General features: G+C 48.2%; 5 protein-coding genes. All 5 read left to right on the forward strand.

Going from position 1 to position 5113, the window contains the following annotated elements; genetic code table 11:
- On the forward strand, positions 1–1010 hold a 1010-nt coding region (locus AACQ17_RS06210; RefSeq protein ID WP_206208106.1), incomplete at its 5' end, for a substrate-binding domain-containing protein.
- 67 nt (positions 1011–1077) lie between these two features.
- Complete coding sequence (gene pstC / locus AACQ17_RS06215) at positions 1078–2460, forward strand: phosphate ABC transporter permease subunit PstC (RefSeq protein WP_094147401.1); 1383 nt, start codon at positions 1078–1080, stop codon at positions 2458–2460.
- Positions 2453–3847, forward strand: coding sequence for a phosphate ABC transporter permease PstA (gene pstA, locus AACQ17_RS06220; protein WP_170935204.1), 1395 nt, complete (start codon positions 2453–2455; stop codon positions 3845–3847). The genes pstC and pstA overlap by 8 nt, the downstream gene beginning before the upstream one ends.
- Before the next feature lie 98 nt (positions 3848–3945).
- Entirely contained in the window at positions 3946–4692 is a 747-nt protein-coding gene (pstB, locus tag AACQ17_RS06225) for a phosphate ABC transporter ATP-binding protein PstB (RefSeq protein WP_237666846.1), read from the forward strand.
- A 21-nt stretch (positions 4693–4713) separates the two neighbouring features.
- The coding region (locus AACQ17_RS06230) for a phosphate signaling complex PhoU family protein (RefSeq protein WP_276206506.1) at positions 4714–5113 on the forward strand (400 nt) is incomplete at its 3' end.

Consider the following 5113-nt stretch of genomic DNA (forward strand, 5'->3'; position numbering starts at 1 on the left):
GCAATGCGCTTTTGCTTGCTTCAACCATCGCAACCGCGATCTCTGCCCCAGCAATGGCACGTGATACGATCCAAATCGCTGGCTCTTCAACCGTTTTGCCATTTTCTTCTATCGTTGCAGAAGAGTTCGGCCAAACCTTCCCACAATTTAACACGCCAGTGGTCGGTTCCGGTGGTTCAAGTGGCGGTTTACGTCAGTTCTGTCAAGGTGTCGGTGTCAATACCATCGATATTGCTAACGCCTCACGCGCCATTAAATCTTCTGAAGTGGAAAGCTGCCGCGCGAATGGCGTGACAGAAATCATTGAAGTCAAAGTCGGCTATGATGGCATTGTGTTCGCATCTCGTACCGACAGTGGCACTTTTGCCCTTAAGCCAGAGCATGTGTTTAAAGCGGGTGCAGCACAAATTCCGCAGAATGGCAAAATGGTGTCAAACCCTTACACCAACTGGAAGCAAATTGACGCCTCTCTTCCTGACCAAGAAATTCTGCTTGTGATACCAGGTTCTAATCACGGCACGCGTGAAGTGTACGAAGAGAAAGTCGTTCACCCAGGTTGTGAGACTTTTGCCGAAGTCAAAGCGATGGACAAAAAAGCCAAAGGTAACTTCTGTAATGCGATTCGCACCGATGGTCGCGTAGTTGAAGTCGCTGGCGATTATACCGAAACCCTCGCTCGTCTTGATGCTCAGAAAAATGCGCTTGGTGTATTTGGCCTAAGCTTCTACGACCAAAACCGTGACCGCTTGAAAGTGGCGACCGTTAACGGCGTAACCCCAAGCTTAGATACCATTGGCAGCGGGCAATACCCAGTTTCTCGCCCACTGTTCTTCTACATCAAGAATGCTCATGTCGGTGTAGTACCGGGAATTCTCGAATACGCACAGTTTTTTGTGAGTGGACAAATGGGCGCAACGGGTAGCCAACTTGAAGCGGCAGGCCTTATCCCAATGGATGATAAAGAGCGCGCCCAGGTGTCGCAAAACATTAAAAATCGCAAACTCCTTTAAGGCTCTCTGATTAGCTTGGGCCAGTGTTTTCGGCTCAAGCTAACGCTTTAATAAGGTAAGAATAACAATGAATAATCTGATGCTGATGGTGGTACTACTGGCGGTAATGGCACTGGCTTACCACTTAGGGCTGACGCGCAGTAAAAAAGTAGCATCAACCAATGCTGGAACTCAGCGTTTACACTCTCGCCCTGTTTATCACGGCATGCTAACCCTGCTTTGGTGTGTGGTTCCTGCTTTGTTAATTTGGATAGTATGGAGCCTATGTTCTCCCATACTGATTCAGCAAATGGTAGTTGATAGCCTTCCTACGGATCTGCAGCCAACGGCCGTGGAGGGTGCTCACGTACTGATGAATAAACTGCATAATATCGCCAGCGGTTTCGCTGTACTCGATAGCTTTTCTCCTCAAGAAATTACCGCCGCAGACTACTTAAAGCAGTTAGAACAACGCAGCTATTTATTACTCACTGGTTTGATGGCAACGGTTGCCGCGGCCGGATTAGTCTTCAGCACTCGACAAATTCGCCCTGATCTTCGGGCACGCAACACAGTCGAACGTGCACTGCATATACTACTGATTCTGTGTTCTGGTGTGGCGATTTTAACCACAGTAGGCATTGTTCTTTCGATGGTTGGAGAAGCGTTACGTTTCTTTAGTTTTGTTAGCCCGAGCGAATTTTTCTTCGGCACCACATGGAACCCTCGTTTCTCAACAGTAGGTACAGAGAACCAAACCGGCTTTGGTATGTTGCCATTACTGGCAGGAACCTTTTTAATCGCCTTGATTGCCTTAATCGTCGCTATTCCTATTGGCCTGATGTGCGCCATTTATCTAGCTGAATATGCACCAAGTCGCATTCGCTCGATAGCTAAACCGATTATTGAAGTGCTCGCGGGTATTCCCACCATCGTCTACGGCTTTTTTGCTTTAATCACCGTCGGTCCCTTTCTGAGCGAATTGGGACAGTGGCTCCATATCGATATTCGTGCCACCTCCGCTCTAACCGCGGGGATTGTGATGGGCTTAATGGTGATTCCCTTTATTTCCTCGCTATCCGACGACATTCTTACTCAAGTGCCCAAAACACTAAGAGATGGCTCGCTTGGCCTTGGCGCAACCAAATCAGAGACCATTCGCAAAGTGGTTCTACCTGCCGCGCTACCTGGCGTGACTGGCGCAGTTTTGCTCGCCGCCAGCCGGGCGATTGGTGAAACCATGATTGTGGTTCTCGCTGCCGGAAATAGCCCAGTATTAACCGCCAACCCATTCGAGGCTGTCTCTACTATGACGGTTACCATCGTCAACCAACTGACCGGCGATACCGATTTTGCTAGCCCACAATCCTTAGTAGCCTTTGCACTTGGTTTAACCCTGTTTGTGATCACGCTATGCCTTAATGTGATCGCGCTCGTTATCGTACGTAAGTACCGTGAACAGTATGAGTAACGCCATGGACAACAGCATTCAAATGACTAACCTTCAAGATGACGATGCCTATGCGCAACGTAATGAAACAAAACTGCGCATTGCTCGCTCGCTGAAAAAACGTCACAACAGTGAACGCCGCTTTAGAGCTTTCGGTATTGGCGCGGTTGCCTTAGCGTTAAGTTTTGTGGCGATACTATTCACTTCGATTCTTTCCAAAGGTATTCCAGCCTTTTGGCAAGCGACAGTGACCTTGGATGTCTACTTTGACCCCGATGTCGTGAAAATAGAGCCCAAACCCATCCAACAAAGTGATGAGAGCCCGGCGCAGTTCAATCAACGCATGCTCACATGGCAAAGCAGCGTCGGCATGGTTAATTTCAACCGTATTATTGTCAACAGTTTGGCCAACGAAATCCCTGAAGCGACTCGCTACCAGCGTGATGCGATCAAATTGATCACCAGCGGCGAGCGTTTTGCTTTGCGCGATATGATAGTCAATGATCCTTCACTGGTCGGCCAAACCTTACGTCTTGATTTACTGGCGGAAGCCAACGTCGATGTGTGGTTGAAAGGCAACATCGACCGTGATCTACCCGACTCTCGTCAGCAGTTGAGTGCTCGTACCCGCGCGTGGGCGGATGAGCTCGCTGAACGTGGCGTTATCCAAAACAAATTCAGTACAGCGCTGTTTATGAACGTCGATTCTCGCAGCTCATTAGCTTCGGCTGGCCTTGCTGGGGCGTTTATGGGCTCGGTATTTATGATGCTCATTGTTATGGTATTGGCGGTACCGATTGGCGTCGCTTCCGCGATTTACCTAGAAGAATTTGCCCCAAAAAACAAGTTCACCGATTTGATTGAAGTGAACATCAACAACTTGGCGGCGGTTCCTTCGATTGTATTTGGTTTACTGGGCGCTTCAGTGTTTATTTTGTGGTTTAAGCTGCCGCTTTCGGCACCGTTTGTCGGTGGTTTGGTATTAACACTAATGACACTGCCCACAGTGATCATTGCTACTCGCTCAACATTGAAAGCGATACCACCATCGATTCGCCAAGCAGCTCTGGGTATCGGCGCGTCCAAAACTCAAGCCGTTTTCCATCACGTATTGCCTTTGGCACTACCGGGCATTTTGACTGGGGCCATTTTGGGTATCGCCCAAGCATTAGGTGAAACTGCGCCACTGCTCTTGATTGGCATGAGCTCATTTGTCGCCAGCGTACCTGCGACACCGCTCGATCAATCAACCGCGCTACCAGTGCAGATTTTCCTCTGGCAAGGTAACGAACTGCGTAACTTTTTTGAAGCAAGAACGTCTGCTGCAATCACCGTATTGTTAGCATTAATGATTAGCTTAAACGCGCTGGCGATTTGGTTGCGTCGACGCTTTGAAACTCGGTGGTAATAAAGATGATAAGTGAAGCTATTATGAACAAACACTCCCTTGTGATACCACAGGTAAAGAGCACCGCTAAAGAAGCAGCCCAAGCCACACAAATTAAAATGGCCGCGCGTGATGTGAAAGTTTTCTATGGTGAAACCAAGGCGCTACACGGCATCGATATGGATATCATTGAGCATGAAGTGGTCGCCTTTATCGGCCCTTCTGGTTGTGGTAAATCGACCTTTTTACGCTGTTTAAATCGTATGAACGACACCATCGACACGGCTCGTGTTGAAGGTTCAGTTACCTTGGACGGGCAAGATATTTATCACCCTAGCTTAGATGTGGTGCAGCTGCGCGCTCAAGTTGGCATGGTGTTCCAAAAGCCTAATCCTTTTCCAAAATCGATTTATGAAAATATCGCCTATGGCCCTAAATTACATGGCCTAGTAGATAACAAATCCGATTTGGATGAAGTCGTCGAAACCAGCTTACGCCGCGCTGGCTTGTGGAAAGAAGTCAAAGATCGCTTATCAGCACCGGGCACCGGACTATCTGGTGGCCAGCAACAGCGTTTGTGTATTGCTCGTGCGATTGCGGTTAACCCTGAAGTGATTTTGATGGATGAGCCTTGTTCGGCGCTTGACCCTATCGCGACCTCGATCATTGAAGATCTGATTGATGAGCTCAAAGGCAGCTACACCATTGCGATGGTGACACACAACATGCAGCAAGCGGCGCGCGTTTCAGATAAAACCGCCTTCTTCCACTTAGGTAACTTGGTTGAACTGAGCGAAACACGTGAGTTGTTCACCAACCCACGTGATAGCCGCACTGAAGATTACATTACTGGCCGTTTCGGTTAACGACTGTTTTAGGAGAATTTTATGACAACTCATGGTGTCGATGGGCACACCTCTCATAGCTACAATAGCGAAATGCGTTCTATTGTGGATAGCGTGGTGAATATGGGTGATTTAGTAATCGTACAGGTGCGGGACGCACTCGATGCGTTTATGACAGGCAATACCGAACTGGCCAAGCAAGTAATTGAACACGATCATAATATCAATTTGTTAGAACTGGCCATTGATCAACGCTGCATTGATATTTTAGTCAAACGCCAACCCGCAGCCCGCGATTTACGTGCGGTGTTTTCGATCATGAAAGCGATCATGGATCTTGAGCGAATTGGCGATCAATCTAAACGGATCGCCCATGCGGTGTTGCGTTTAAAGGAGCACCATCCGGGTGACAAAGACTATTTTGATGGTATTGAATTACAAG

The organism is Vibrio sp. V10_P2A27P122 (assembly GCF_963874335.1).
In the GTDB taxonomy this organism is placed as follows: Bacteria; Pseudomonadota; Gammaproteobacteria; order Enterobacterales; family Vibrionaceae; genus Vibrio; species Vibrio anguillarum.

Excerpts from the sequence above, each read along its gene's own strand:
- pstA (WP_170935204.1), top strand. The coding sequence starts at position 2,453 with ATGAGTAACGCCATGGACAACAGCATTCAAATGACTAACCTTCAAGAT.
- pstC (WP_094147401.1), top strand. The coding sequence starts at position 1,078 with ATGAATAATCTGATGCTGATGGTGGTACTACTGGCGGTAATGGCACTG.
- pstB (WP_237666846.1), top strand. The coding sequence starts at position 3,946 with ATGGCCGCGCGTGATGTGAAAGTTTTCTATGGTGAAACCAAGGCGCTA.